Annotated in this window: 24 protein-coding genes and 2 pseudogenes; 16 read left to right on the top strand and 10 right to left on the bottom strand. The window is 60.8% G+C overall.

The genetic code is table 11. The features are described 5' to 3' along the window. Window positions 1-195 precede the first annotated feature (195 nt). The 4 genes from QNH97_RS12000 to QNH97_RS11985 all read left to right on the top strand — a co-directional run bounded on the left by QNH97_RS12000 (window position 196) and on the right by QNH97_RS11985 (window position 2,840). Window positions 196-471, top strand: a complete 276-nt coding sequence (locus QNH97_RS12000) for a fructose-bisphosphate aldolase (protein WP_283557011.1) — start codon at window positions 196-198, stop codon at window positions 469-471. A gap of 407 nt (window positions 472-878) precedes the next feature. After that, window positions 879-1,397, top strand: coding sequence for a cysteine hydrolase family protein (locus tag QNH97_RS11995; protein ID WP_283557010.1), 519 nt, complete (start codon window positions 879-881; stop codon window positions 1,395-1,397). A 60-nt stretch (window positions 1,398-1,457) separates the two neighbouring features. Next, window positions 1,458-1,772: an isochorismate lyase gene (locus QNH97_RS11990; protein ID WP_283557009.1), complete on the top strand. Its 315-nt coding sequence runs from the start codon at window positions 1,458-1,460 to the stop codon at window positions 1,770-1,772. Window positions 1,773-2,318: 546 nt separating this feature from the next. After that, window positions 2,319-2,840 (top strand): AidA/PixA family protein, encoded by a 522-nt coding sequence (locus QNH97_RS11985; RefSeq protein ID WP_283557008.1) that lies wholly within the window; start codon window positions 2,319-2,321, stop codon window positions 2,838-2,840. A gap of 86 nt (window positions 2,841-2,926) precedes the next feature. Here QNH97_RS11985 and QNH97_RS11980 read toward each other — a convergent pair whose 3' ends face one another. The 6 genes from QNH97_RS11980 to QNH97_RS11955 form a co-directional block, all read right to left on the bottom strand. After that, window positions 2,927-3,148: a formate dehydrogenase subunit delta gene (locus QNH97_RS11980; RefSeq protein WP_283557007.1), complete on the bottom strand. Its 222-nt coding sequence runs from the start codon at window positions 3,146-3,148 to the stop codon at window positions 2,927-2,929. Continuing rightward, a complete protein-coding gene (gene fdhF / locus QNH97_RS11975) occupies window positions 3,145-6,021 on the bottom strand; it encodes a formate dehydrogenase subunit alpha (protein ID WP_283557006.1) in 2,877 nt (958 codons plus the stop codon). The genes QNH97_RS11980 and fdhF overlap by 4 nt, the downstream gene beginning before the upstream one ends. Then, window positions 6,018-7,577: a formate dehydrogenase beta subunit gene (locus QNH97_RS11970; protein WP_283557005.1), complete on the bottom strand. Its 1,560-nt coding sequence runs from the start codon at window positions 7,575-7,577 to the stop codon at window positions 6,018-6,020. Before QNH97_RS11970 ends, fdhF begins: the two co-directional genes overlap by 4 nt. Beyond that, window positions 7,571-8,053: a formate dehydrogenase subunit gamma gene (locus tag QNH97_RS11965; RefSeq protein ID WP_283557004.1), complete on the bottom strand. Its 483-nt coding sequence runs from the start codon at window positions 8,051-8,053 to the stop codon at window positions 7,571-7,573. Before QNH97_RS11965 ends, QNH97_RS11970 begins: the two co-directional genes overlap by 7 nt. Window positions 8,054-8,572: 519 nt before the next feature. Then, window positions 8,573-9,223 carry a DUF998 domain-containing protein gene (locus QNH97_RS11960; protein ID WP_283557003.1) on the bottom strand — a complete coding sequence of 217 codons (651 nt, stop codon included), beginning with the start codon at window positions 9,221-9,223 and terminating at the stop codon, window positions 8,573-8,575. Between the two features lie 78 nt (window positions 9,224-9,301). Beyond that, window positions 9,302-9,853 (bottom strand): cytochrome b, encoded by a 552-nt coding sequence (locus QNH97_RS11955; protein WP_283557002.1) that lies wholly within the window; start codon window positions 9,851-9,853, stop codon window positions 9,302-9,304. Between the two features lie 324 nt (window positions 9,854-10,177). On the opposite strand from QNH97_RS11955, the gene QNH97_RS11950 reads away from it, so the two are divergent. From QNH97_RS11950 to QNH97_RS11920, 7 genes are read left to right on the top strand one after another with little or no spacing between them, the layout of a single operon-like run. Then, on the top strand, window positions 10,178-10,855 hold the full coding sequence (locus QNH97_RS11950; protein WP_283557001.1) for a thermostable hemolysin: 678 nt from the start codon (window positions 10,178-10,180) through the stop codon (window positions 10,853-10,855). Beyond that, window positions 10,845-12,326, top strand: a complete 1,482-nt coding sequence (locus QNH97_RS11945; RefSeq protein WP_283557000.1) for an AMP-binding protein — start codon at window positions 10,845-10,847, stop codon at window positions 12,324-12,326. Before QNH97_RS11950 ends, QNH97_RS11945 begins: the two co-directional genes overlap by 11 nt. Beyond that, complete coding sequence (locus tag QNH97_RS11940; RefSeq protein WP_283556999.1) at window positions 12,323-12,994, top strand: iron-containing redox enzyme family protein; 672 nt, start codon at window positions 12,323-12,325, stop codon at window positions 12,992-12,994. Before QNH97_RS11945 ends, QNH97_RS11940 begins: the two co-directional genes overlap by 4 nt. Before the next feature lie 34 nt (window positions 12,995-13,028). After that, entirely contained in the window at window positions 13,029-13,790 is a 762-nt protein-coding gene (locus QNH97_RS11935) for an SDR family oxidoreductase (protein ID WP_350356201.1), read from the top strand. Further along, window positions 13,787-14,431, top strand: coding sequence for a tetratricopeptide repeat protein (locus QNH97_RS11930; protein ID WP_283556997.1), 645 nt, complete (start codon window positions 13,787-13,789; stop codon window positions 14,429-14,431). Before QNH97_RS11935 ends, QNH97_RS11930 begins: the two co-directional genes overlap by 4 nt. 11 nt (window positions 14,432-14,442) lie before the next feature. Continuing rightward, window positions 14,443-15,105, top strand: coding sequence for a response regulator (locus QNH97_RS11925; protein WP_283556996.1), 663 nt, complete (start codon window positions 14,443-14,445; stop codon window positions 15,103-15,105). After that, window positions 15,102-16,469, top strand: a complete 1,368-nt coding sequence (locus QNH97_RS11920) for a sensor histidine kinase (RefSeq protein ID WP_283556995.1) — start codon at window positions 15,102-15,104, stop codon at window positions 16,467-16,469. The genes QNH97_RS11925 and QNH97_RS11920 overlap by 4 nt, the downstream gene beginning before the upstream one ends. Window positions 16,470-16,577: 108 nt before the next feature. Here QNH97_RS11920 and QNH97_RS11915 read toward each other — a convergent pair whose 3' ends face one another. Further along, a complete protein-coding gene (locus QNH97_RS11915) occupies window positions 16,578-17,585 on the bottom strand; it encodes an aldo/keto reductase (RefSeq protein ID WP_283556994.1) in 1,008 nt (335 codons plus the stop codon). Between the two features lie 92 nt (window positions 17,586-17,677). On the opposite strand from QNH97_RS11915, the gene QNH97_RS11910 reads away from it, so the two are divergent. Then, complete coding sequence (locus QNH97_RS11910) at window positions 17,678-18,589, top strand: LysR family transcriptional regulator (protein WP_283556993.1); 912 nt, start codon at window positions 17,678-17,680, stop codon at window positions 18,587-18,589. A 296-nt stretch (window positions 18,590-18,885) separates the two neighbouring features. Here QNH97_RS11910 and QNH97_RS11905 read toward each other — a convergent pair whose 3' ends face one another. Further along, window positions 18,886-19,443, bottom strand: coding sequence for a DUF488 domain-containing protein (locus QNH97_RS11905; protein WP_283556992.1), 558 nt, complete (start codon window positions 19,441-19,443; stop codon window positions 18,886-18,888). A gap of 225 nt (window positions 19,444-19,668) precedes the next feature. Between QNH97_RS11905 and QNH97_RS11900 the strand changes: the two genes are divergently transcribed. The 3 genes and pseudogenes from QNH97_RS11900 to QNH97_RS29495 form a co-directional block, all read left to right on the top strand. Further along, on the top strand, window positions 19,669-21,312 hold the full coding sequence (locus tag QNH97_RS11900) for a methyl-accepting chemotaxis protein (RefSeq protein WP_283556991.1): 1,644 nt from the start codon (window positions 19,669-19,671) through the stop codon (window positions 21,310-21,312). A gap of 328 nt (window positions 21,313-21,640) precedes the next feature. After that, window positions 21,641-21,949: pseudogene (locus tag QNH97_RS29500) on the top strand (PAS domain-containing protein); the annotation flags it as partial. A gap of 321 nt (window positions 21,950-22,270) precedes the next feature. Further along, a pseudogene (locus QNH97_RS29495) lies at window positions 22,271-23,239 on the top strand (methyl-accepting chemotaxis protein); the annotation flags it as partial. Here QNH97_RS29495 and QNH97_RS11890 read toward each other — a convergent pair. After that, on the bottom strand, window positions 23,229-23,672 hold the full coding sequence (locus tag QNH97_RS11890; protein ID WP_283556989.1) for an HIT family protein: 444 nt from the start codon (window positions 23,670-23,672) through the stop codon (window positions 23,229-23,231). The pseudogene QNH97_RS29495 and the gene QNH97_RS11890 overlap by 11 nt on opposite strands. 133 nt (window positions 23,673-23,805) lie before the next feature. Next, the gene (locus QNH97_RS11885; protein ID WP_283556988.1) at window positions 23,806-24,153 is read right to left on the bottom strand and encodes a carboxymuconolactone decarboxylase family protein; all 348 of its coding nucleotides are present in this window, start codon (window positions 24,151-24,153) and stop codon (window positions 23,806-23,808) included. A 110-nt stretch (window positions 24,154-24,263) separates the two neighbouring features. On the opposite strand from QNH97_RS11885, the gene QNH97_RS11880 reads away from it, so the two are divergent. Further along, entirely contained in the window at window positions 24,264-25,169 is a 906-nt protein-coding gene (locus tag QNH97_RS11880) for an AraC family transcriptional regulator (RefSeq protein WP_283556987.1), read from the top strand. Window position 25,170 lies beyond the last annotated feature (1 nt).

The raw sequence follows: 25,170 nt of genomic DNA, 5'->3' as shown, positions 1-25,170 counted from the left end.
ACCAAGCATCATAAAAGTAACAATGAGCGCCTTTGGCGGTCGACGTCCTTTTATGGTGGCTGTGTGTGGGAGATCTTCGGATCTGCCGGGTTCCTTCGTATCCTCGGTCTGCGAACCCGCACGCAGCTACCACCCATTCGTTTCGCAGCGGATCGTAGTAGCTTATTCTTGATACGAAGATGGATAACTATAACCATGAAACAACAAGATCAACGCTTCACTCCCCTCACCCAAACCGCCACCACCCACCCCGTCCTGCTGATCGACACCCAAGCCCCACTGCCCGAGCTCCATGCCTGTGCCAGCGAACGCCTGCACGCCACGCTCGATTACCTGACGCTGGTCGCTTGCACCAACCTGCGCGATTCGGCAGAGAACGACATCGCCACCATCACCAACGTCGCCCGGATCCTGGTGCAGGATGTGGCGGATGTGTTTGGCGTGATCGAACGACGCGGACTAGAAGGCTAACCACCTCCTGTGGCGAGGGAGCTTGCTCCCGCTGGGCTGCGAAGCGGCCCCAAACCCAGGCACCGCGCTGCAACAGATAAACCGTACCAGCCGGTTTACGACTGCTGCGCAGCCGAGCGGGAGCAAGCTCCCTCGCCACAGTGTCCACAGTGCCCACCCTGTCTCCTGGTCCAAACAGGGGCCGCATACATCTGCGAAGCAAGGCTTGCCAATCCGGATCGCCTCCAGTTACTGTCAGCACCATGAACCTTCCAAAGATTACCTCGACCACCACAACCACGACCGCCCAAGGCGGGTCGTGCGAGATGTCGTGAGTCACTGACACACGAATCCCAAAGGCCCGCCAGTGATGGTAAGGGCCTTTTCTTTTGCCCTTGCGTCACTGGCCCAAACGCAAGGAAAGCACTATGCATGCTCTGTTGATTATCGATGTGCAGGTTGGATTGTTTCATGGTCCGGATAAACCCTGGGCCGGTGAAGCGCTGCTGGATACCCTGAATGGCCTGATGGTCAAAGCTCGGAGCGCCGGTGCCCCGATCTTTCTGGTTCGTCATGTAGGTCCGCCTGGCTCGCCTATGGAACCTGAAAGTCCATTGACGCAATTGGTAGCGGAGCTGCGGCTGGCGGGCGACGAAGTGATCGTCGAAAAAAACCGGCCCAATGCATTTGCCATGACAGGGTTGGCCGAGCGGCTGAAGGCGTGTGGCGCTGAGGGCGTGGTTATCGCAGGAATGAAAACCCAGTATTGTGTCGACAGCACTTGCCGCGCCGCCCGGGACCTAGGGTTCGATGCCGTGCTGATCGCCGATGGTCATACTTGCGCCGATACTCCCGTCCTGAAGGCGCAGGCTATCATCGCGCATCACAACGCAACGCTGGCCGGCCTTTTCTGCAAGGTCGTTCGAGCCGAGGACTGGAGCTTTTAATCCACATCGGAGATCGGCTCAGACTGGGCCGATCTTATTCAACAAAATGGAGTGATCTACATGGAAGTCTGCAACCCGCTACCCCCCTCAGAGTGCGCCAACATGGAAGACATTCGAGGCGAAATCGATGCCCTTGACCAAGCCGTCATCAAACTATTGGGCAGGCGCTTTCAGTACGTACTCGCGGCCTCCAAGTTCAAGACCTCGGCGACCTCGGTACGTGCCCCCGAGCGCTTCAAGGCCATGCTCGCGACACGACGGGGGTGGGCCGAAGCCGAAGGCCTGAGCCCGGATGCCATCGAGAAGATGTACAGCGACCTGGTAAACCACTTAATTGCCGAAGAGATGAGACACTGGGCGGCCCATCAATCCTAAACCTGACGACCAAACCCGCTTTTATGGCGAGGGAGCTTGCTCCCGCTGGGCTGCGAAGTAGCCCCAAACCAGTCACCGCGTTTCGCCTGACACACCGCAGGTACCGGTTTTACGACGGCTGCGCCGCCGAGCGGGAGCAAGCTCCCTCGCCACATAAGATGTGAGTGGCCTCTCGATATGCGCAGTGACGGTGACTGGCCGTCCTAAAATCTCGTAGGAATTTACCTCCCTCGCCACAGAGTCCATGGTGTGTCGCGTCGATCATCCTGCTGGTTTGAAAGTCATCGCTGACAACCGCTGTGCGCCTTTGCCGACCAAATCAGCCAGGAAACTCCCCGAAACCCATTAAGAGGTCGGCCTGGGCAGAGATAAATCAAAACCTTGGTTGTGCTGCGCTTCGCTCCGTTTTGCCAGCGTCAACAAATCGCAATTTGACACTACAAAGCCATCACCTATCGTTCCTCCCGAGACCGCACCCAGGGACCGGGTGGCCCGGACGCCTTTGCAGGCGCGGTCCTCAATCTCATTCAATCAAGGAGCAACAACATGTCTGGAGCGACCCAAACCATTGATGTGCTCGTCAACGTCGATGCCGATTACCTGCTCGCCCACCCCAACGACGTGGGCGGTGCGATTTCCATGTTGGTGACACGCGATGCCATCGACAGCCATGCCAGCGGCAACACCGGCGAAGGCGGCAACGAGCTGTGGTTCGACGTAAAACCCGGCGACAACATCCGTTGGCGTGCCACCACCCTGTCACGCAACTTCGACCGCATCGCCTTGATCAAGGACGTCGAGAGCGGCGACCCCCATCAGGGCGGTGACTACAAGGGCACCATGTCGAAGCCGCAATCCTTCAACATCCCCGGCGTGGTGCCCTATCTGAACAAGGCGGGTTCAGAGGGTATTTCCAAAACCGATGTGATCTACACCATGTGGCAATCCACTGCTTTGAATCCAGGAAAACTCTGGTACACCATCACCTTCGTTCTGCTGGACCGAGACCTGAACCAGATGGGCCCGAGCTACACTTGGGACCCCTACATCACCATCAATAACCAGTAACTGAAATGCACACAGCCCCGGCCGGTTCCCTTCGTCGTTGACGAGGGCGCCGGCCGGGGCTGTGTGCAGGCCCTGCAGGACACCCACTAGGCCGTTTCTTTCAACTCCGTCAATGCCGCTAACACCAATGGGTGCAGGGCCGCATCCGGATGCTTCGCCTCCCACCCCGCCAATTCCCGGCGCATGCCCGGGGTCCAGAAGCTCTTGATGTGCTGGCGCACACCATTCACCGCCAGCGCGTGGTCCGGTTCGCTGGCGAAGTACTGCGCGATCTGGTTGGCCATCTTGATCAGGCTTTCAGCGCTCATCGACGTACCTCGGCTTTTTCGGCATGGCGACGTTCCTTCAGCAAGCGCCCCTGTTCATCACTGAACGCCTGGTAGCGTTTCTGCCATTCCGAAGGCTGGCTGACCCGCACGATCTCCACCGCCGTCACCTTGTATTCCGGGCAGTTGGTGGCCCAGTCGGAGTTGTCGGTGGTGATCACGTTGGCACCTGATTCAGGGAAGTGGAACGTGGTGTAGACCACGCCCGGCGCCACGCGCTCCGTGACCTTGGCGCGGAGCACCGTCTGCCCGGCGCGACTGCCAATGCCGACCCAATCGTCCTCGACGATGCCGCGGTTCTCGGCGTCGGTCGGGTGGATTTCCAAGCGGTCTTCCTCGTGCCAGGCCACGTTGTCGGTGCGCCGGGTCTGGGCGCCGACGTTGTACTGGCTGAGGATGCGTCCGGTGGTCAGCAGCAGCGGATAGCGGCCGTTGACCTTTTCTTCGGTGGGCACGTAGCCGGTGAGCATGAAGCGCCCTTTACCGCGCACGAACTGATCGATGTGCATGGTCGGCGTGCCGTCCGGCGCGGCATCGTTGCACGGCCATTGCAGGCTGCCGTGACGCTCCAGTTCGGCGTAGCTGACGCGGCTGAACGTGGGTGTCAGGCTGGCGATTTCATCCATGATTTCCGAGGGGTGGTTGTAATGCATCTTGTAGCCCAAGGCGTCGGCCAGGGCGATAGTGGCTTCCCAGTCGGCCTTGCCGGCCAACGGGTCCATGACCTTGCGCACCCGGGAGATGCGGCGCTCGGCGTTGGTGAACGTGCCGTCCTTCTCGAGGAAGGAACTGCCCGGCAGGAACACGTGGGCGAACTTGGCCGTTTCGTTGAGGAAGATGTCCTGGACGATCACGCACTCCAGGGCGCTCAGGGCCGCGGTCACATGCTGGGTGTTCGGGTCGCTCTGGGCGATGTCCTCGCCCTGGCAATACAGCGCCTTGAAGGTGCCATCCAGCGCGGCCTCGAACATGTTGGGGATGCGCAGGCCCGGATCGGGTTGCAGGGTGACATTCCAGGCCTGTTCGAACTGGGCGCGCACCACTTCATTGGAAATGTGCCGATAACCCGGCAGCTCATGGGGGAAGGAGCCCATGTCGCAGGAGCCCTGGACGTTGTTCTGCCCACGCAGCGGGTTCACCCCGACACCTTCGCGGCCGATGTTGCCGGTAACCATGGCCAGGTTGGCGATGCCCATCACCGAGGTACTGCCCTGGCTGTGCTCGGTGACGCCGAGGCCGTAGTAGATGGCCGCGTTGCCGCCGGTGGCGTAGAGCCGTGCAGCCGCGCGGATCTGATCGGCCGGCACGCCGCAAACCGGGCCCAGCACTTCCGGTGAGTTCTCCGCCAGGCTGACAAAATCGCGCCAGCGGGCGAAGTCTGCCGCCTCGCAGCGCTCCTCGACAAAAGGCTGGTCGACCAGTCCTTCGCTGACGATCACGTGGGCCAATGCGTTGAGCATCGCTACGTTGGTGCCTGGCCGCAGTTGCAAGTGCAGCTCGGCGCGGGCATGGGGTGAATCCACCAGGTCGATACGGCGCGGGTCGATGACGATCAGCCGTGCGCCCTGACGCAGGCGCCGCTTGAGCTGGGAGCCGAACACTGGGTGAGCGTCGGTAGGGTTGGCGCCCATCACCAGGATGACGTCAGCCTTCATGACCGAGTCGAAGTTCTGGGTACCGGCGGACTCGCCCAACGTCTGCTTGAGGCCATAACCGGTAGGTGAATGGCACACACGGGCGCAGGTGTCGACGTTGTTGTTGCCGAACGCGGTGCGCACCAGTTTCTGCACCAGGTAGGTTTCTTCGTTGGTGCAGCGGCTGGAGGTGATGCCGCCGATGGAGTCGCGTCCGTACTTCAGCTGGATGCGGCGCAGCTCGCTGGCGGCGTAGGTGACCGCCTCGTCCCAGCTGACTTCTTGCCAAGGGTCGCTGATGTGCTTGCGAATCATCGGCTTGGTGATGCGGTCCGGGTGCGTCGCGTAGCCCCAGGCAAAGCGACCCTTGACGCAAGAGTGGCCGTGGTTGGCCTGGCCGTTCTTGTCCGGGACCATGCGCACCAGTTGTTCGCCTTTCATTTCGGCGCGGAAGGAACACCCCACGCCGCAGTAGGCACAGGTGGTGATGACGCTGCGCTCCGGCTGGCCGATCTCCACGACGCTCTTGTCGATCAGCGTGGCCGTCGGGCACGCCTGCACGCAAGCGCCGCAAGACACGCATTCGGAATCAAGGAAGTTGTCGCCGCCCGCCGCCGCCACCCGGGAGTCGAAACCGCGCCCGGTGATGGTCAGGGCGAAGGTGCCCTGGATTTCTTCGCAAGCGCGTACGCAACGGTTGCAGACGATGCACTTGCTCGGGTCGTACTCGAAATAGGGGTTGGAGACGTCCTTGGCTTCAGACAGGTGATTGGCACCCTCGTAGCCGTAGCGCACCTCGCGCAGGCCCACCTGCCCCGCCACCGTCTGCAACTCGCAGTTGCCGTTGGCCGCGCACGTCAGGCAGTCCAGCGGGTGGTCGGAGATGTACAGTTCCATGACGTTGCGGCGCAAATCGGCAAGCTTGGTGGTCTGGGTGCGCACCACCATGCCCTCGGTCACCGGCGTGGTGCAGGAGGCCGGATAGCCACGCATGCCGTCGATCTCCACCAGGCACATGCGGCAGGAACCGAAGGCTTCCAGGCTGTCGGTGGCGCAGAGTTTGGGAATGGTGGTGCCGAGCAATGCCGCCGCGCGCATCACCGAGGTACCGGAGGCGACGCTGATTTCGCGGCCATCGATGGTCAGGCTGACCTGCACGTCGCTTTCACGCGCCGGGGTGCCAAGGTCGATGTCGCTGCTGGGGTCGAAGATGTTGATCATTGGTCGGCCTCCGTGGTCGCCAGACCGAAGTCGGCGGGGAAATACTTCAGGGCGCTGGCGACAGGGTAAGACGTCATCCCACCGAGAGCGCAGAGCGAGCCGTATTGCAGGGTGTCGCACAGATCCTTGAGCAGCAGGACCTGTTCCTCACGGGCACCGGCATCGGTGCTGGCCATCAAGCGGTCCACCGCTTCGACACCCCGGGTAGAACCGATCCGGCATGGCGTGCACTTGCCGCACGATTCCTCGGCGCAGAACTGCAAGGCGAAACGCGCCATGTGGGCCATGTCCAGGGTGTCGTCGGCAACCACCACGCCACCGTGGCCGAGCATCGCGCCCATGGCCGCGAATGCCTCGTAGTCCAGCGGTGTGTCGAATTGCGAGGGCGGAACCCAGGCCCCCAACGGCCCCCCCACTTGGGCGGCCTTCAACGGTCGACCGCTGGCGGTCCCGCCGCCGTAGCCTTCCACCAGTTCACGCAGGGTCAGGCCAAAGGCACGTTCCACCAGGCCACCCTGGCGCACATTGCCGGCCAGTTGAAACGGCATCGTGCCCAGGGAACGGCCCATGCCAAAGTCACGGTAGAACTGCGCGCCCTTCTCCAGGACCACCGGCACCGAGGCCAGGGTCACCACGTTGTGGACCAGCGTCGGCAGCCCGAACAGGCCCTGGATGGCGGGCAGCGGCGGTTTGGCGCGAACCGTGCCGCGCTTGCCCTCGAGGGACTCGAGCAGTGCGGTTTCTTCGCCGCAAATGTAGGCGCCAGCGCCGACGCGAACATCAATATCGAAGGCCCGGCCGCTACCGCTCACATTCACGCCCAAATACCCGGCCTCACGGGCGATGCGCATGGCCTCGTTCAGGGTGCTGATGGCGTCCGGGTATTCCGAACGCACGTAGATGTAGCCCATGGTGGCGCCGACGGTGGTGCCGGCGATGATCATGCCTTCGATCAGCAGGAAGGGATCGCCCTCCATCAGCATACGGTCGGCGAAGGTGCCGGAGTCGCCCTCGTCGGCGTTACACACGATGTACTTCTGCGCGCCCACCGCGTCGCGAACGGTGCGCCACTTGATGCCCGCCGGGAATGCCGCGCCACCTCGGCCACGCAAGCCGGAATCGAGCACACTGGCCACCACGTCTGCGCCGTCCGTCTGGAGGGCCCGGGCCAGTCCCAGGAAGCCACCCTGGGCACGGTAATCGTCCAGCGACAGCGGCTGGGTGATGCCGGCACGGGCGAACAGCAGGCGCTGCTGACTCTTGAGATAGGGGATTTCTTCCACCGGCCCCAAGGCCAGCGGATGGCTGCTGGGATCGCCTGCCAGCGCATCCAGCAGGCTCGGCACGTCTTGCGCCGTGACGGGGCCAAAACCCAGCCGAACGCCGGCGCTTTCCAGCTCCACCAGCGGTTCGAGCCAATAGAGGCCACGGGAACTGGTGCGGCGCAGGGTCAGCGGCAATTGCCGACGTTCGGCCTCACCGACCAGCGCATCAGCCACCTTATCGGCGCCCACGGCACGGGCCACCGAATCGCGAGGGATGTAGAGCGTCAGCATGCCCCGTCCTCCATACAGCCTTTCACCAACTCGCGCAGCCGCTCGGGGGTGAGCCGTGCGTGCAGCTCACCGTCCAGCTCCAGGGCTGGCGAGCAAACGCAGGCGCCCAGGCAATAGACCGGCCGCAAGCTGATGCTGCCATCGGCACTGGTGCCGTGGTCATCCAGCGCCAGTTGCTCACGCAACTGCGCAGCCAGGCGCTCGGCGCCCATGCTCTGGCAAGACTCGGCCCGGCACAGGCGCAGGGTATGGCGTGCCGGCGGCGTGGTGCGGAAATCGTGGTAGAAGCTGATCACGCCGCGCACTTCAGCCTGGCTGAGGTTGAGGGCATGGGAGATTTCAGGGACGGCGGTGTCGGGGACGTACCCGCAACCTTCCTGAATGGCGTGGAGAATCGGCAACAAGGCACCGGGGGTGTCCTTCTCGCGCTCCAATACGCTGTGAATCAGAGGCAGGTGAAGCGTCTCATCGGGCATAAAATACCTCGGCATCTCGAACGCTACCGCCGCCTAGGCGGCAGCCGTCCGGAGTCTTGGCTGCGGCGTCCGGCCCACGTCACGGTAGCGTGGCACATCCGATCGCCATTCTCGCTCTCCGGCCAGGTGTCTTTAGCGCACCTGGTCCGGGGCATCCTCACAGCTTGCCACTCCCGGGGGTTGGCGATTGCACGTGGACGACAAAACGTGTCCTGAAAGCGACTTGGGGGGAAAAGTCGTCCTGCGCGCGCCGGAACGAAATTCACTACTGATTGTAGGCTACCTACAGGGCGATGACGGGGTGCTTTCGGCCAAGCGCCTTCTGACCACCCGCGCATTCGCCGACGATACCCCTATCGGCTTACAGACCTCTACGTTGCCAGACCCACATACTGAATAGGATGACTTTATTAACGGCTGCACTTCGGGATTGCCGGTGGTCGCCAAGGTTGCCGCCGGAACCGCTGTCGCGCCGGTGCAACCTGCTAGCTCAACTGACTGGGAGTGACTGCTGTGCCGTTAGCAGTCGCTCAATGCAATACCTGGATTATTCTCATCGCGTAAGGCAACTACCGCCAATGACGCAATCCAGATCACCGAAACCCCGTAATTGAGCCGCTGATAGAGGCCGAACAGGTGACCGTCAGCCAATGCCGTCGCCATCAGCACCACGGTGACGATGGCCAGGACTACACAGATCGCCGAGAACATTGCGAACCGGGACGACGAAAGCAACCGTTTGCCGAGGAACATCCACAATGCCCCCGCCAGGGTAAGCGAGATGAACATCACCAACCCCGCAAGATTGTGGTTCTGCTGCGAGACCGACGGCTGAACCGGCGCACAGCCCTGATCGCAGGAATAATAGCCGGTCGCGAAGCTAGCCAAACCATGGACGAGAATCAATGCTGCGCTGATCACGGCCAACCGCGATGCCTTGAACCGTCTCGCCACGCCTATGGCGAAGAGCACGAACATCACACCCAGCGGAAAATTGTTCACCCAGCCAGAGAAACTGTGGGTGGGCGCTCCCAGAGCACCCAGTTGGCTCATGGCTTGATCCAGATGGCTGTAGCCCGGATAGGCTCGCGCAGTCAGCGCAACCCCCAAAAACAGCCAGGGCGGAATAAGTAACCCAAGCCCCAGCAAAGCCCGATCCATGGTTTTCATGTTGCAACGCTCCCTGTTGTTGTGATGTTCGTTTACACGTGACGCGAAATCCGCTTGCTACCCAGCAGAACTCTCCCTTCAAGATCGATTTCGTCTAGGCAATAACCGCGCCAGGGTATCATCACCCACCCAATAATGATGGATCAAACCGGCCGCCGCATGCAGGCCGATCAGCCAGTAACCGCTGGTGCCGAGCAGCTCATGCCAATACTTCAACTGCTTGGCCAGATCAGGATCCACGGCCACGGGAGCCGGCAGGAAGAAGCCGAAATACGGCATCGGCTTACCCCCGGCGGCCAACATCAGCCAAGCCAGCACCGGGGTTGCAATCATCAGGCCGTACAGCGCCAGGTGCATCAGGTGCGCAAGGCCGGTCTGCCAGGCCGGCGGCGCAGGCGTGATCGGTGGGCGCGGCGTGAGGCGTCCTAACAGGCGAACCCATACCAGCGCAAAGATGCTCAGGCCGAACACCCCGTGCAACCCTAGAAACAGACTTCGCGCGCTGCCACCACGGGGCAGCAAGCCTTTGATCTCGATGCACGCGTACACGCCGACAAACAGCGCGAGCATCAGCCAATGCAAAGTCATCGACAGTTTTCCATAACGGTTTACGGCAATATCGCGGGTCATAACGCGCCTCGTGAAAGTCTGGTGGGCTGCCAACCTGCCTGTGAAGTCTTAAGGCAATCTGAAGACGGCAATGCTGCTCAATTGGGAAAGTAGATGACCCCGTGGCGAGGGAGCTTGCTCCCGCTTGAGTGCGAAGCACTCACAAAAATGGGCCTGCTGCGCAGTCCAGCGGGAGCAAGCTCCCTCGCCACAATGAATCGAACAAACCTCAAGTGAACAGCATTGAGCTGAAGACCGACATTCAAGAAGCTTTTTCACCTTCAGACTTCGTTAAGAAATGCCTCGGATACTCCTCCCCATTCTATCGAGGGAGGCGTTCTGCCCATGCCCGTTGTCAATTGGAACATTCCCCTGCCCCTGCACTTCGGCCAGGCTGAAGCGCCGCCGATGACCCTGTCCGGCGCCTTGCCGGACGACGTGCAGCGACCGTCGTTCGAAGCGTTTATCCAGCAGCGTTTTCGCAAGGCCCACGGCGCCGACATCCGGCATTTCATGCCGCGGCTGTTTGGCTTGAGCAACGCCGACCACGGGCTCTGTGCAGTGGCCGGGGTGCGCATGGCTAATGACGAATCCTTGTTTCTGGAGCGCTACCTGGACGAGCCGATCGAGCCTCTCATCGGTGTGGCGGCTGGGCATCCGGTGGATCGCGCCGGCATCGTCGAAGTCGGTAACCTGGCCGCCAGCGACACCGGCAGCGCGCGCTTGAGCATCATCGCCATCACCTACCTACTGGCCATGGGCGGCCTGGAATGGGTGGCTTTCACCGGCAACATCGGCTTGGTCAACAGCTTCCACCGGCTCGGTTTGAAACCCGTGACTTTGTGCGCCGCCGACCCGGCGCGGTTGGGCGACGAACGCCACAGCTGGGGCAGCTATTACGAAAGCAAACCCTGGGTGCACGTGGGCAACATCCGTGCAGGGTTCATTCACTTGCGTAACATCGGCCTGTTCGCCCGCCTGGGCTTGCCGTCGTGCCAGGAGGACAGTTGCCATGTCGCCTGAACTGCAGCAATTCCAGCAAACCCTGCGTCGCCATGCCGAGCGTCACACCCATCGCATCGCGCTGTGGGGCGATCATCTGAAACTCGATTACGCCACGTTGTACGCCGAGGTGGTGTACCGCCAGCAACGTCTGCGCGATGAGCAGGTGTCCGTCATCGCGTTGGCACTGGACAACGGCGTCGACGCGATGCTCTGGGACCTGACGGCATTGTTCGAAGGCCTCGCCTGTGTGACCTTGCCGCCCTTCTTCAGCCCGACCCAACGGGCCCACTGCCTGGAGCAAAGCCAGGCAGAACGGGTGGTCGCCGAGCCGGAACTGGACGCCGAGTTGCGCGCTGCCGGCTATGAAAGAAGCGGCGAATTCTGGCGCCGCACGTTTACCGGACCGAACCGGATGCCCACCGGCACCGCCAAACTGACCTTTACTTCAGGCACCACCGGCACCCCCAAAGGGGTTTGCCTGAGTGCCGAAAGCCTGCTGCGGGTTGCGCGCGAGCTCGATCACGCCAGCAAACCCGCCGACCCGCAGCATCACCTGGCGCTGTTGCCGCTGGCGATCCTGCTGGAAAACCTCGGCTGCTATGCGGCGCTGTATGCCGGCGCCACGCTGAGCGTACCGAGCCAGAAAACCCTCGGCATCCTCGGTGCCAGCGGCGTCGACACGCCACGCCTGCTTGCGTGTTTGGCCACTCGTGCCCCCGAGAGCCTGATTCTGGTGCCGCAGCTTTTACAGATACTGGTCGGCGCCGCCGAACAGAAAGCGTTCGTCCCACACAAATTGCGCTTTGCCGCCGTGGGAGGCGCGCGGGTCTCGGAGAGCCTGCTGCAGCGCGCCCAGACCGTCGGCATGCCGGTCTATGAAGGTTACGGCTTGTCCGAATGCGCCTCGGTGGTGTGCCTCAATCGCCCCGATACACAACGTCCGGGCAGTGTCGGCAAGCCCCTGCCCCACGTCCAGATACGCCTGGCCGAAGACGGCGAAGTGCTGATCAAGGGTTCGACCCTGCTCGGCTACCTCGGTGATGCCCCTTTCGCCGAGGCGTGGTGGCCCAGCGGGGACCTGGGTGAATTCGACGATGAAGGTTTTCTTTACCTCAAAGGTCGCAAAAAACACCAGTTCGTCACCAGCTATGGGCGCAACGTCAACCCGGAATGGGTCGAGGCCGAACTGACCCAGCGTCGGCACATCGCCCAGGCCTTCGTCTACGGCGAAGCGCTGCCGCGCAATCATGCCCTGCTGTGGCCCCACCGCCCGGATTGCACCGACGCGGAACTGACCGCCGCCGTGGCCGAGGCCAACGAGACCTTGCCCGATTATGCCCAGGTGCATTGCTGGACACGCCTGCCCCACCCCTTCACCGCCGCCAACGGCCTGCTGACCGCCAACGGCCGGCCGCGACGCGACGCCATCGTCGCGCTGTACCGCGTGCAACTGACTGAATCCGCCCATTGCGAGGAATCCGCATCATGATGTTTTTCGACACCCTGCAAGAAGCCACCCAAGAAGAACGCCACGAACTGTTCAATTTGCCGATCATCCGGGACGCGCTCACTGGCAAGGTCAGCCTGGAGAGCTACCGGGCGTTTCTCGCCCAGGCTTACTACCACGTGCGCCACACCGTACCGCTGATGATGGCCTGCGGCGCACGCCTCCCGAGCCATCTCGAATGGCTGCGCCAGGCAGTGTGTGAGTACATCGACGAGGAGTACGGCCACGAACAGTGGGTGCTCGACGATATCGTCGCCTGTGGCGGGAATCGCGACGCGGTGAGCAACGGTCAGCCTTCCTTGTCGATCGAACTGATGGTCGGCTTTCTCTATGACCTGATCGCCCGGGGCAATCCGGTGGGACTGTTCGGCATGGTCAATGTGCTGGAAGGTACCAGCATCGCCCTGGCCACCCACGCAGCGGGCAGCATCCGCGAACACCTGGGACTGCCAGAAAGCGCCTTCAGCTATTTGAGCTCCCACGGTTCCCTGGACATCGAGCACATGCAGACCTATCGCGGCCTGATGAACAAACTCGATGACCCGGCGGACCAGGCCGCCGTGATCCATGCTTCAAAAGTGGTGTATCGCCTCTACACCGACATGTTCCGTGGTTTACCACGGGGCGAGGCTCACCATGCAGCTGCGTGACGCCCGCGTGGTATTGACCGGCGCCAGCGGCGGCATCGGTCAGGCCATCGCTGCAGCGCTGTGCGCCGCCGGGGCCCGGGTGTTGGCAGTGGCGCGACACCAGGAATCGCTGCTGCCGTTGCTGGCGCGCTATCCACAGAACCTGTGCTGGGTGGCCGCCGACCTGACGTCAGCCTGCGACCGACGCAAGATACTGGCTGCCGCCACAGCCCTGGACGGCGTCAACCTGCTGATCAACGCCGCCGGCATCAATCACTTCGCCATGCTCGAACAGCTTGATGACAGTGAGATCGACGCGATGCTGGCGGTAAATATCAGTGCGCCGATCTGCCTGACCAAGCTGCTGCTACCACTGCTCAAGCAAGCCGACAGCGCCATGGTGGTCAACGTGGGCTCAACCTATGGCTCCATCGGCTACCCCGGCTATGCCGGCTATTGCGCCAGCAAGTTTGCCCTGCGCGGTTTTTCCGAGGCCCTGCGCCGGGAACTGGCCGATACGCGGGTCGGCGTGCTCTATGTCGCGCCCCGCGCCACCCGCACCTCAATGAACAGCCCGGCTGCCCAGGCCCTGAACGACGCTCTCAAAGCCAGCGTCGATGATCCGCAAGCGGTGGCCAGCGCGGTGATCCACGCCATCGCCGGTGACCGTCGTGATCTCTACCTGGGTTGGCCAGAGCGCTTCTTCGTGCGCCTCAACAGCCTGTTACCCAACCTAGTGGACCGTGGCCTGCGCAAGCAATTGCCGCTGATCCGCCGTCTGAGCCATAAACCTGAAAACGAGCACCTGAAACCATGAAAAGACTTCTCGCCGGCCTGATGATCGTCGCCGTGGGCCAAAGCGCCTGGGCACTGGACACGGCTGACCAGCAACGCCTCGTCGGCATCCAGCAAAGTTGGGCGCACATTCAATATGAACTGCCGGAAAAGCAACGCGAAGCCGCCTTCGAGCAATTGGCAACGCAAGCCACGACGTTCACCCATGAACGCCCGGAGCTGGCCGAAGCCTGGATCTGGTCAGGCATCGTCACCAGCAGTTGGGCCGGAGCCCAAGGCGGGCTCGGCGCCCTGGGCAAAGTCAAGGAGGCCAGGACCGACCTGGAAAAAGCCCTGGCCCTGGACCCCAAAGCCCTGCAAGGTTCGGCCTATACCAGTCTCGCGGCGTTGTACGACCGGGTACCCGGCTGGCCGATCGGTTTTGGTGATGCCGACAAAGCCGAACAACTGCTCAAGCAAGCGTTGCAATCCAACCCCGACGGTATCGACAGCCTGTACTTCTGGGGTGATCACCTTTACCGTCAGAAACGCTACGCTGAAGCCCAAGGCACCCTGCAAAAAGCGCTCAATGCCGCACCGCGCCCCGGCCGTGAACTGGCCGATGCCGGACGCCGCAAGGAAATCCAGGCACTCTTGATTGAAGTGAACAAGAAACTCAACTGACAGGGGTCCGTGTGCGCGTACTACTGATTGAGGATGACGTGGCCCTGGGCGAAGGCATTCATCAAGCCCTGGGCCGCGAAGGCTACACCGTCGACTGGCTCAAGGACGGCAAAAGCGCCTTGCACGCGCTGCTCAGCGAAACTTTTGACCTGGCCGTGCTCGACCTCGGCCTGCCGCGCATGGACGGGCTCGAAGTCCTGCGGCGCCTGCGCGACAGTGGCTCCAACCTGCCGGTGCTGATCCTTACCGCCCGCGATGCGACCGAAGACCGCATCGCCGGGCTGGACGCCGGTGCCGACGACTATCTGGTCAAGCCGTTCGACCTGGCCGAACTCAAAGCCCGCTTGCGCGCCCTGCTGCGGCGCAGTGCCGGGCGCGCACAAATGCTGATCGAACACGCCGGTATCAGCCTCAACCCCGGTACCCAGCAAGTCAGCTATTTCGGCAAGCCAGTGGTGCTGACGCCCAAGGAATACCAATTGCTGCACGAATTGCTCTCGCCCCCCGGTCGCGTCATGACCCGCGACCATCTCATGCAGTTGTTGTACGGCTGGAGCGAAGAAGCCGAAAGCAACACCCTCGAGGTGCATATCCATCACCTGCGCAAGAAGTTCTCCACCGACCTGATCCGCACCATCCGAGGCGTGGGGTATCTGGTGGAGGAGCACCGATGACGTCGATTCGCCGTCGCACACTGACCCTGATCATCGGCCTGATGCTCGCCGGGCTGGCGGTGATCAGCGTGCTCAACCTGCACGACAGCAATCATGAAATCGCCGAGGTCTACGACGCGCAACTGGCACAAAATGCCCGTTTGCTCCAAGGCGTGATGCACATGCCGTTGGCGAGCCAGGCACACGCCGACCTGTACCGGGCGTTCAACACAGCGTTGGGCGAGGCGACGCCCCACAGCGACGGCCATCCCTACGAAAGCAAAATCGCCTTCCAGGTGTGGAACGCCAAGGGCGAGGTGCTGGTGCATACCGCCAGCGCCCCTTCCTTTCGCACACCACCGACCGAACCCGGCTTCAGTGACGTGGTGGATTTGAACAACCGTCACTGGCGCGCCTTTGTCCTCAAAGACAAACAGAACGACCTGAATATCTGGGTCGGTGAACGGGATGACGTACGGGCCGATCTGGTCGACCGTATCGTGCGCCATACACTGTGGCCGAACATCCTGGGCAGCCTGGTCCTGGCGGCGATGGTCTGGTTGGCAATCGGTTGGGGGCTCAAGCCATTGGCTGACATGGCGGCCACGCTGCGCGCGCGCCACAGCGGTTCCCTGGAGCCGCTACAACTGACACCCCTGCCCAGCGAACTGGAACCGATGCAGGCCGCACTCAACCGCATGCTGGCGCAAATCCAAGACGTACTCGAGCGCGAACGGCGCTTCATTGCTGATGCAGCCCACGAGCTGCGGACTCCCTTGGCCGTGCTGCGGGTTCATGCGCAGAACCTGCTGGAGGCCGGGACCGAACATGAACGCCGTGAATCACTGGAACACCTGATCGCTGGCGTTGATCGTGCCAGCCGCCTGGTCAATCAACTGCTGACCATGGCTCGGATCGAACCAAAGACAGGCACGCACATCCCCCCGCTCATTGATCTGGCAGCCACCGTCCGAGAAAGCCTGGTTCAACTGACACCCTGGCTTTTAAGCAAGGGGCTTGAACTGGTGTTCGATGTCAGCGACGACATCGAACCGGCCAGGATTGATCCGGCCGATATCCACATTGCCTTGAACAACCTGGTGACCAATGCGGCCAATTTTTCTCCAGTCCAGGGGCAGATTACGGTGCGCTTGGCAAAAAACGGCAATCACTATGAGTTATCGGTCGAAGACGAAGGCCCGGGTATTGATGAGTCCGAATCCAATCGGCTCCTCGAACGTTTCTACAGCCGCGGCAATGATCAAGGCGCTGGATTGGGCCTGGCCATCGTGAAAGCCATCGCCGATCGGCTGGGAGGGCAAGTCAGGCTGGAAAATCGGAGTCCGACGGGAACACGCGCTACGTTAGTGATCGGGCACGTCTAAATCTCGCTCTGAAATTTGCGGCCCGATCCAGCCATCCGCCTTGAGCAAACGCGGCTAGGCACGTTCTGAGCGAGCACTGACAGGTGCCCGCTCGGGGACTCCACCGAGTCAGGCCGCTCCCGGGACATTGGTGCCCATGCCCAACGGCAGGAACGGTTGGATTTCGTCGATTTCCTCAGCGCTGAGGCGTAGCTGCGAACCGGCGATCAACCCGTCCACTTGTGCGGGACGGCGGGCCCCGACGATGGCGCCGGTCACCACCGGTTTGCGAAGTACCCAGGCAATGGCGACCGCCGCTGCACTGACCCCATGCCTTTCACCAATACGCGCCATGACCTCGACCAATGCCAGGTTGGCACTCAGACGGGGTTCCTGGAAGTCGGCACTTCGGGCCTTGCGCCAATCGTCTTCAGGCAGTTGCGAGATGCGCTCGCGGGTCATGCTGCCGGAAAGCAATCCCGATTGAAGCGTGGAATAGGCCAGAACCCCCATCCCGGCCTGCTCGCAGAATGGCAGGACATCCCTCTCGATATCGCGCATCAACGCAGAGTACGGCGGCTGGAGCGACACGATCTCGGTCACCGCCTGGGCCCGCTGGAGTTGAGCGACGTCGAAATTCGAGACGCCGATCGCACGGATTTTTCCTTGGGCGCGGGCGGTTGCCAGCGCCGAAAGCGCCAACTCAATGCCTTCACTGCTGCCGTCGGCAGGAAACGCCGGCCAGTGGATCTGATACAGATCGATCGTCTCGACTTGAAGCCGGCGCAAACTGGCGTCGACCTCGGCGAGCAACGATTGGGGCGCCAGCGAGTGGGAAATCGCCTGGGTGACCGGGTCCCAGACCAAACTGCCCTTGGTGAACACCAAAGGACGCCGCGAAGCCGGCACCCGACGCAACAACTGCCCCACCAGTTGTTCCGCATGGCCCAAGCCATAAACCGCCGCGGTGTCGATCCAGTTCACCCCCCGTTCGACGGCATATTCCAGTGCATCCAGGCTGTCCTTGTCATCCTGCGCGCCCCAACTGTATTCCCAACCGGTGCCGGCGATTGCCCATGTCCCCAGGCCAATCGGCGAAATCAGCAAATCCGATGATCCAAGACGATTCTCTTGCATAGCGACCTCTCCATGAATGATGACGCCAGTATCCGGGAGCGATCTCCTGCCGATAAGATAGGCAATCCTCCTTGAACTACTGAACGATACTCATGAGTCATCACCCCGATCTTTCTGAACTCGATGCGTTTGCCGCCGTCGCTCGCCATCGCAGCTTTCGCAAGGCCGCGGACGAGCGTGGCGTCTCGGCGTCCGCGCTGAGTCACGCGATGCGAGCGTTGGAGGCACGCCTGGGCGTCAGGCTGCTGAACCGAACCACTCGCAGCGTGACCCCAACCGAAGCTGGCCAGCAGCTATTGGCCACGCTGGCCCCGTCCCTGCACCAAGTGGCCGATGCGTTGGCGCAATTGACCTCGATGCAGGAAGTGCCCGCCGGCAAACTTCGCCTCAACGTGGCGCGCCCAGCGGCGCGCATCGTGTTTGCACACATGCTCGCGTCTTTCGTGGCCAGGTATCCCCGCATCCAGTTGGATCTGGTCACCGATGATGGATTGGCCGATATCGTGGACGGCGGGTTTGATGCGGGAGTCCGCTTTGGTGAAAGCCTGGCCGGCGACATGATCGCCGTCCCTGTTGGCGCCCCTCAGTCGTTCGTGACCGTGGCCGCCGAGACCTATCTGGCCGCCAAGGGCGTCGCGAATGTACCTCGCGACTTGCTCGACCATGCGTGCATTGCCAGGCGTTTCCCCAGCGGCAAACTGTACGCCTGGGAGTATCAGGCAGACGGTCAGCCGATACGTTTATCCGTCACAGGCCCGCTCATCCTGGAAGACGATGCACTGATGATCCAGGCGGCGAAGGACGGCGCCGGCATTGCCTATGTCTACGAGGAACTGGCCCGCGACGCTATCCGCAACGGGCATCTCCGGGAAATACTCACGGATTGGAAAGCCCCGCCAAGCCGTTTCTTTCTTTATTATTCCAGCCGACGCCATGTGCCACCGGCCCTGAAAGCGCTCATTGAATTCATCAGCGCCGATGACTTTCGTAGCCAATGCGCTTAGGCACACCGGCCACTGAACCGAGATCGAAATCACCATGAATGAATGCCAAAAAGTGATTAAGTACAGGATCAACGCCATGGTGACTGGCAGCGAATCCGACCAGATTACCTATCAGTCAGAGTGGCTCGGTTACCTCCCCTTCCCGGTTTACCATTGGGTTGAACACCTGGGTAAGGAGTTCTCCAGCGACTTCCCTGCTGAATGGACCCTTGAGGACTTGGCTAGCCTTGAGCAGTCAGGGTTCCTGGAAATACTTGAAACTTACGAAAACCCGGAAGACTCGTTTGATCGACATATCAGGTATCGAGTTTGGATTGAACACGTGAGCCCGGGTAAGTGAGCGTGAGCCCCCGGACCCACGCAGCGGGATTCAAGACTGCTTTATTCGCTTTGCCTTTGTCCATGATATGAATGACTTCAATGCCCCGAAGCAACAGGTAGTCGGCAATGATCCGGCGATGGCAGCGCCACCAGACCGCCTCAGCACACATGAGCACGCAGCGTTGGGTTTGGCTTAACTCAACGAGTCGCTCCAGCCCCGCTTCAAACGCCTTCGAGAGCGCATAGTCGGCGTAGTTATGAAAGCTGCGGTTCTGCCAGTACGAATTGACCTCATCCGCAACGGTCTTGGATTTTTTGCGCAACCCACCCAGCTCTGGAATCGGCACATGCCGCAGCCCCCATTCGGCCAATTGCGCCGGTAGCGTGTCCAGGTTGTATTGGGGGTTTGTCCGGGATCGCGGCACCGTCCTGACATCGACAATCGTCTCGATTTCAAAACCTTTGACTGTCTCGACGAATGCGTCGAGGGTCCTGGTCGAATGGCCGATCGTGTAAATACAGGCATTTTCCATGGATGAAGGTCCGCGCATTTATTTCAGGTATGTGCGTTTGGGATCACCTGCCTGAAGCATTAGTTCGCTGCCCAGCCTCATGGTGATGGCTTCACGGGCCAAGAAATTCTTGTACAAATACTTGTACAAAAATTAGACCTTTGTACAATATTAAGTGCTAGCCTAATGCCATACAAATGAACGCACGGCCACCTTCGGTGTTCCGCCTCAACGAGCGACCTGCCCATGAACCTATCCGTAAAAATGAAGCTCGGCATGAGCTTCGCTGCCCTGACTTCCCTGGTGCTACTCGTCAGCGTCCTCGCGATGGTGGCGCTGGCCAAATTCAACGATGCCTTTTCACTGTACGTTGGCGGTGTGAATGCCCGCGAAGAACTGGCATCTGGACTGCTCATCGCCGCACAGCGACGTGCCGTCGCGGCGCGCAATATGGTGTTGGTTTCTTCCGAGGCCGATCTGAAGCTGGAACATGCGGCGGTCCTTGAAGCACACCAGGACGTCAAGGCGCGCCTTCAGGATTTGAAAAATGCGCTCGGCGCGGTACCCGAGGCGCAATCACGAACAGAAAAACAGTTGCTGGCTGATATCGACCGCATCGAGGCTCTCTACGGCCCGGTTGCACTGGAAATTGTGGAGCGCGCGGCAACCGGTCAGCGGGAAGAAGCTATTGTGCGAATCAACCGCGATTGCATTCCGTTGCTACGGCAACTCCTGACGGCGGGCCAGGCTTACATGCAGCACAGCAGGGACGCGGCCAATGAGGCCGTGATCAGCGGCCATAATGAGTACGAAAGCCAACGCAACCTGATGATCGCGGTCAGCCTGGGCGCATTGTTGCTTGCCCTCGGACTCGGCATTGCCATCGTGAGAAGCCTGCTGCGTACCTTGGGCGCAGAACCATTTGACCTGTCCGCCGCAGCGCAGCGTGTTGCCTGCGGTGACATGCGCAATCTCCCAGGGGCAAAACTGGCCCCGAAAGGAAGTGTCATGGCCTCCCTGGGCGAAATGCAACTGGGCCTTGGCAAGCTGATCGGCCAAGTGCGCACCTCGGCTGAAACCATTTCCGGGGCGGCGGCTGAACTATCCAGCGCAACTGAACAGGCCAGCCATGGCGTCGTGATTCAAAACCAGGAGGTCGATCAGGTGGCGACCGCCGTCCACGAAATGGCCGCGACGGTCCAGGAGGTGGCTCGAAATTCCGAACAGGTGGCCAGCGCTGCACTTCGCGCCGATCAGCAAGCCCAAGCCGGTGAGGCAAAGGCTCGCCAGGCTATCAGCCAAATCAAACATCTCGCCACGGAAGTCGCAGGGTCAAACGACGCCATGTCTCGCCTGAAACTCGAAACCGAGCAAATCGGCGGTGTGCTGGATGTCATAAAATCGGTAGCAGACCAGACCAATCTGCTGGCACTCAATGCGGCGATCGAAGCGGCTCGCGCGGGTGACGCCGGTCGTGGCTTCGCCGTAGTGGCCGATGAAGTTCGCTTGCTGGCACGCCGTACCCAGGATGCGACGGTAGAGATTCAATCCCTCATTGAAGGGCTGCAACGCATCGTAGATGAGGCCGCGACAAGCATGCAGCTGTGCAGCGACCTGACCGAACGGACGGTTGCTGGGGTTGATGACACCGGGTCCGCAGTCATGGACATTTCCCGCATGATCGCTGCGATCCAGCAAATGATGCAGCAAATCGCAACCGCCACCGAAGAACAGAGCGCGGTAGCCGAAGAAATCAGTCGGAGCATCACACGAGTCAGAGAGGTTGCCGATGAATCGGCGGCATCGACCGAGCAGACTGCGGCCTCGAGTGTTGAGCTCGCACGTCTCGGGGGAACGCTGCAACAACAAGTCGGGCACTTCCAGGTTTGATGCCATACACGACCCAACCATGGAGGGTCATGCTCCCTTCTGAAACGTATTTCCGATTCGGCGATTCACAACTTGAGCGATAGAAAAACACCGATCGGATCATCAGCCGCGAGCTGAATGGGCAATGGAATTTTAAAAACCTGAACAGTCTCTGGGCGGGACAGTAGCAAGTTATCCGTGCCTTTCTAACTGCACGAAAGTTCCAAGCAGTAAACAACTCAGGTACTGGCTCGGCGCCATGATCACTGAAGTTCTTGGCATCACTTTCAATCCATTGCTATTCAGGCGTTCCCATGAGTAACGCCTTAACTTTTAGCTTGCGCGGCCGATGGCTTCCTATTGGACATTGGAAGCCATCGAAATGAGAAATAATCAACCCGTCACCCAGCGTGAGATTTCACTTGCGCCGCAACAGAAACTCATCTCCACGACAACTATTAGCGGGGTGATCACCTATTGCAATGACGCCTTTGTCGAAATCAGTGGTTTCGATAAAGCCGACCTGATTGGCGCCCCCCAGAACATCGTTCGTCATCCTGACGTGCCCCCCGCTGTTTTTGCCCACATGTGGAGCGCACTTAAACAAGGCCAGCCCTGGATGGGTATCGTCAAGAACCGCTCCAGGAACGGTGATCATTATTGGGTCAACGCCTACGTCACGCCTGTATTCGAAGGTAATCAGGTGGTGGGTTTTGAGTCGGTCAGAGTCAAACCGACGGCCGACCAGATCCGTCGGGCAGAATCCCTCTATAAACGCTTGAGCCTGGGAAAACCGGCCATTCCCCGCCGGCACAGTTGGCAACCGGCGTTACTGGACTGTCTGCCATTCCTGGCGACTGGGCTAACCGGCATCACCGGCGCACTGCTGTTGAGCGTACCGGTGGCCATTGCAACAACCGTCGCCGTCACCGTGTCGATCAGTTTGCTCTGCTCGCGCTGGCGCAATCAAGGCACACTGCGTTTATTGCAGCAGGTCGAAGCCTCCACGTCTGATGCATTGATCGCACAGATGTACAGCGATGAACGCGGCCCCCAGGGCCGTCTGGAAACCGCCTTTGTCAGCCAGAACGCACGTCTGAAGACCTGCCTGACGCGTCTGCAAGACACCGCCGAACAACTCAGCACGTTGGCCGGCCAATCCAACTTGTTGGCAACAGACACCTCAAAAGGTCTTGATTGCCAGCGTTTGGAAACCGAGCAGGTATCCGCCGCCATCAACCAAATGGCTGCGACCACCCAGGAGGTTGCCAGCCACGTGCAACGCACGGCAGATGCCACCCAGCAAGCCAACCTGCTGACAGCCCGTGGCCGCGATGTGGCACGAGATACTCGCGCAGCCATCGAGCGTCTCTCGGCCGTTGTAGGTGAGACAGGTTTGACCGTTGCGCAACTGGCCAAGGACAGTAACGAAATCGGCACCGTTGTCGATGTGATCCGAGGCATCGCTGACCAGACCAATTTGCTAGCACTTAATGCCGCCATTGAAGCCGCCCGCGCCGGCGACATGGGTCGAGGATTCGCGGTAGTCGCCGATGAAGTTCGTCAACTGGCACAGCGCACCTCTGAATCCACCACTCAGATTCATGCGCTGATTACCAAACTCCAGGGCTCATCCAACAACGCCGTGGAAAGTATGGAGAATGGCTATCGCCAGGCTGAAGAAGGCGTGGGCTGGGTGCTTGAGGCCGATAAAGCCTTGGTGGGCATCAGCGAGGCGGTCTCCCATATCACCGATATGACCACCCAGATTGCGGCGGCCACTGAAGAGCAGACCGCCGTCGCCGAGGAAATCAGCCGCAACATCACCACCATCGCCCAACTGGCCGATCAATCATCCGAACAGGCGCACAAGTCCACGGGACTGAGCAAGGATCTGGCCGCGACCGCATCCACCCAATACTCATTGGTCGAGCGATTCAATCGCTAGCGCGGATGCGCTCAATCAAACGCGTCTGCAGCATTGCGAGCTCTTCAGGATCGGCCTTCCCTCTCCCGTGTTCGCCAGGCGCTTCACCCTCCCAGCGAGGGATGATGTGCACATGAAGGTGGTAGACCGTTTGCCCGGCCACAGCGCCATTGAACTGGGCGACCTGTACGCCGTCCGGTTTCAACTCATCCACGATGACGCGCGTGAGCCGCTGCACGGCAGACATCATCGCCCCGAGGGTAGCGGGTTCGACATCCAGGATGTTTCGAGCCTCGCCCGCCTTGGGTATCACGAGGACGTGGCCACGAGATTGAGGAAAAAGATCCAGGAAGGCCATGACATCGGCGTCTTCATAGATCTTGTAGGAAGGCGCTTCACCCCGAAGGATCAGCGCAAAGATATTCTGCGAATCGTACTGGCCGTGGAGGCTCATGATCAGTCCCTTAAAAGTGCTTCTAGACGAGTTGGCGGCCAGCCAGCTGGCATCGACCGATCAAGAGTTTTAGCACAACCCGGTCCTCAGCGCCCGGGCACGTTGCAGTGCCCGGACCTGAAGCAGCGTGCAATCACGCCGGCTTTTTCAACGCGTCATAGGCCTCAAGGGAACGCAGCGAGTAGATGTATGCCGCCCCCGCATTCAGCGAGATCGCGGTGGCCAGGGCTGCGGCCACTTCCTCGCGGCTTGCGCCTGCCTTGATCGCCGAGTCCGTGTGCGCGGCGATGCAACCGTCGCAGCGGGTGGTGACGGCGATGGCAATGGAGATCAACTCGCGCGTCTTGGCGTCGAGCACATTGTTTTCGCTGGCGGCGTCACCAAGAGCCATGTAGGCCTTGACCATCTTGGGGTTGCTCTTGCCCAGTGCGCCAAAGGCTTTCTGGATGGTGGGCAATAATTCGGACCAGTTATGGAACATGGCATTAACTCCTGAGTGGGTTGGGTGTACTGTTTCGACGCACTCAGTTTTTCACCCTGGCGCCGCTCGGGTTTGTTCAATCCACTCAGTTTTTTTTGCGAAACGCTCAAATGAATGCGATCGATAAACTCATCAGCCTGGCCAACGTGCGTGGCAGCCTGGACCTGCGTTGTCAGTTCCAGGGCGACTGGGCTGTGGATCATGAGCAACAAGTGTTGGGCAAGGCGCCCTATCACATCGTCTTGGCGGGGGAATGCCGGGTAGAGTTTGCCGACGGGCAGCGTTTGCCCATGCGTGCAGGTGACATTTTGGTCTTGCCGCGTGGCGCCCGGCACCTGATGCACAGCCCTGGAAAAACGCTAGCGCCGACCACACCAGACGTAATCCCTGGAAACCCGTTGCCGATCCATCGCATTGGCGGCGCCAGTCCGGAACTGGACATGCTTTGCGGTGGCTTTCACTTCAACCGCGCCTCCCTGTTGTTTGCGTCGCTGCCCGAATACCTGGTGATTCCCAGCGGCGCCTTGCCGGCCAATGGGCCGCTACCGGCGTTGGTGGAGGTCATTCGAGGGGAAGCGGACGAGGACAAAATCGGCGCTCGGTTTTTGCTCGACGCGCTTTCCCAGGCGCTGTTCACCCTGATCTTGCGCGCTCACCTGGCAACCCATGGCCAGGACAGCGGCTCGTTGGCCCTGCTGGGCGATAAACGCTTGGGCCGAGCCTGGCAGGCGATGTTGGCGGACCCTGCGCACGAATGGACGATTCAAAGTCTGGCCGAGGCCGCCAGTATGTCGCGCGCCTCCTTCATGCGGGCATTCGTTCGAGTGGCCGGGGTATCGCCGTGGGTGTTGTTGACGCACGTACGCATGGAGCTGGCGTTCGGTCTGCTGAGCCATTCACACCTGGGCCTGAGCGACATCGCAGTGCAGGTGGGCTACCAGTCCCAGGCGGCGTTCAGCAAGAAATTCAAGGAGATCTATGGCCAAGCACCCGGAAAAGTACGGCGTGGCATTTGAG

It is taken from the genome of Pseudomonas sp. G2-4 (assembly GCF_030064125.1).
Classification (GTDB): domain Bacteria; phylum Pseudomonadota; class Gammaproteobacteria; order Pseudomonadales; family Pseudomonadaceae; genus Aquipseudomonas.
This window is presented reverse-complemented; position numbering and strand designations above follow the sequence as displayed.